1 protein-coding gene and 1 pseudogene are annotated in these 2824 nt (G+C 79.2%); both read left to right on the top strand.

Annotation, left to right across the window (positions count from 1 at the left end; all coding sequences use genetic code 11):
- Window positions 1-1215: pseudogene (locus E1289_RS38730) on the top strand (hypothetical protein); the annotation flags it as partial.
- Between the two features lie 131 nt (window positions 1216-1346).
- On the top strand, window positions 1347-2477 hold the full coding sequence (locus tag E1289_RS37110) for a WYL domain-containing protein (RefSeq protein WP_165970782.1): 1131 nt from the start codon (window positions 1347-1349) through the stop codon (window positions 2475-2477).
- The last annotated feature ends 347 nt before the right edge of the window (window positions 2478-2824 follow it).

Genomic DNA, 2824 nt, shown 5'->3' with positions numbered 1-2824 from the left:
CCCCCCGGGTCGCCGCCGGTGTCGCCGCCGGCCTTCCCGGCGCAGCCGCCGGCCGGGGTTGAGCAGGCGGCGCAGCCGGGGCCGCCCTCGGTCCCGCCGCCCGCTCCGGAGCCGCCCGCGGCGGGGTGGCCGCCGCCGGACGCGACGACCGCGGACTCCCCGCCGCCGTTCACGCCGCCCGCCCCGGCGCCAGCTCCGCCGCCCGCGCCGGAGCAGGGGCGGCCGCAGGAGACGCAGCTGGACACCGACGCGTTCAAGACCCAGCTCGATCCGGGCCCGGCGTGGCCCGGCGCGGACCCGCGGGCGGACCCGCCCGAGCCCCCTCCCCCGGCGGCCGGGCCGCAGGCGGTTCTGCCGCCGCCTCCGGCGCCGGTGTCCGAGCCTCCGCCGCCGATGCCGCCGGCGCCCGTCCCCGAGCACGGCCCGCAGATCGCCGAGGCGTACGGGACCCGGTTCCTGTGCGGCGCCGACGACATCGAGCGGATGGTGACCGAGGTGCGGCGGCGCGGCAAGTGGGCGCGGCGGCTGCGGGGGCAGGAGGTGTCCAGCGCGTCGGCGCCGGCGCTGCTGCTGATCGGGGCGCCGTCCAGCGGGCAGCGGCGGCTGGCGCGGATGGTCGCGGCGGCGCTGGCGGAGGTGGAGGCCTCCAGCGGCGAGGTCCGCGGCGCGCACGCCGAGGACCTGCGCGAGCACGGCCCCGACGGGCTGCGCGCGGTGCTGGACGAGCACGCGGGCCACGTCCTGCTCCTCGACGGCCTGGACTCGCTGATCCTGGACGAGTCGCAGGGCCCGGCGTACGCGTCGGTGCTCTACCGGGCGCGGCTGGAGGGCGTCAACGACACCGCGCTGCTGGCGACGTGCGAGCCGGACCGGGTCGGTGAGCTGTCGGCGGCGTCGCCGGAGCTGGTGACGGACCTGCGGGCGGTGCGGCTGCCGGATCTGAACGCCCCGGAGGCGCGGGCGGCGCTGGTGGGGCTGCTGGCCGGGGAGCGGCGGCTGCGGCTGGGACCGGACGCGTGGGCGGTGGTGAACCGCGACGTGGCGGAGCTGCGCCCGCGGGGGCGGCTGACCGGCGCGCGGCTGGTGGAGGCCTACCTGGACCGGGCCGCGACGCGGCATCTGGGCCGCGCGGAGGAGACGCGGGCGATCGGCGGTGCGCTGTCGCTGACGGCGGCCGACTTCGAGGGGCTGGCCGCGGAGCTGTCGGGACGCTGAACCCCCGGCCGGGCCCGGATGGCGGCCGGGGGTGCGCGGGGGTGCCGTGGTGGCCCGATTCGCCTTGCCCCGGGGGGATCTGGGTCCCCTCGGGGCGGCGGAATGGCGGTGCGGGGGGTCACGATGGGACCGTGGATCGCGTCGACCGGCTGCTGGCGCTCATCGCGGAGCTGCGCGCGGCCTCCCCCGAGCCGGTGGACCCGGCCGTCCTGGCGGGGCGGCTGCGGGTCAGCGCGCGGACCGTCCGCCGCGACCTGGAGCTGCTGACGCACGGCGGGCTGCCGGTGCGGAGGCTGCAGGGCCGCGGGTACGCGCTGCCGGTCGCGGCCGAGCCCGAGCCGCTGAGCGAGGCGGGGTCGCTGACGGGCCCGGTGCGCGACACGCTCGCCGAGGCGGTCCGGACCCGGCGGGTCGTCCGGCTGGCCTACACCGATCAGGCGGGGGCGCGCAGCTTCCGCGACGTGGAGGCGCACGGCCTGGTCATCGCCCCCTACGCCGAGTACCTGGTGGGGTGGTGCCGGATGCGGGACGGGCCGCGGATGTTCCGGCTGGACCGGGTCGGTGCGGCGTTCCTGTCGGGGCGGGGCGCGGAGGTCCGCGACCTGGACGAGCTGCTGGCGGCGCTGCGGGTGCCGATGCCGCGTCCCCCTTCGGGGCCGGAGCCGCGCGGCCCGGCGGGTGCGGCGCGGGCGCGGGCGTGGACGCTGGACCGGCTGGAGTTCGTGCGGTCGCGGCTGCGGGACGCGGCGGCGGAGGTGTGTCCCACGGCGCCGGGCGGTGGCGGCGGCGCGGCGGCGCTGCGCGCGGTCCTGGGGCATCTGGCGGAGTGGACGCGGTGGCAGGTGGCGGCGGTCCGCGCGGCCGCGACCGGTGCCGAGCCCGTCCTGGACGGGCGCCGCCCGCGCTTCCCGGCGGAGTTCGGCCGGGAGATGCCCTACGACGCGCGGGAGCGGATGATCCAGGACGCGATGGCGCCGCGGTCGCTGGGCGAGCTGGCGCGCGATCTGCAGGAGGTGCTGGAGGCGGCGGGGCACTGGGCGGCGGGCTGCGACGACGCGCTGTGGGAGGGCGAGCTGCCCGATCCGCGGCCGTTCGGGGCGCCGGGGCCGCCGCGTCCGCTGGCGGATCTGCTGGCGGGGTGGCGGGGGCCGCTGGCGCACATCGAGTGGCATCTGGACCGGCTGACCGACGAGCCGCCGCCGGCGGCGTCGGGCGACGACGAGGACGTGTGGGTGGTGGACCGCTGCCCCCTGCAGGCGTGACGGCCGCGGCCCCCGCGGGGCCGGTGCACGGGCGAAGGGGACACCCGCGGGTGAGGTGATCGGCACATCGGGGGGTGCGGTGGAGGAGGCACCGCCCGCGAGCCGTTACAGTGGACGGGTCGGTGTGGCATGTGTCCCCCGGGCTCTACCTGATGCCTTCGGGGAATACCGCCGGTCCCATGCGGTCCGGGCTGGAGCTTCGTTGTGCCTTTCGCCGTGAGGCGACCACCACACCGGCTTGAACGCCGAGCCCCGGCGAGTATCGCAACTCGCCGGGGCTCGGCGTTCGTGTCTCCGGCCGCTGCCCGGCCGCGGGGGCGGGGCCGGCGCGGCGCTGTGCCTAGGGC

It is taken from the genome of Actinomadura sp. 6K520 (genome assembly GCF_004349245.1).
Classification (GTDB): domain Bacteria; phylum Actinomycetota; class Actinomycetes; order Streptosporangiales; family Streptosporangiaceae; genus Spirillospora.
Note: the sequence above shows the minus strand (reverse complement) of the source record. Positions and strands in the feature narration are given on the sequence as shown.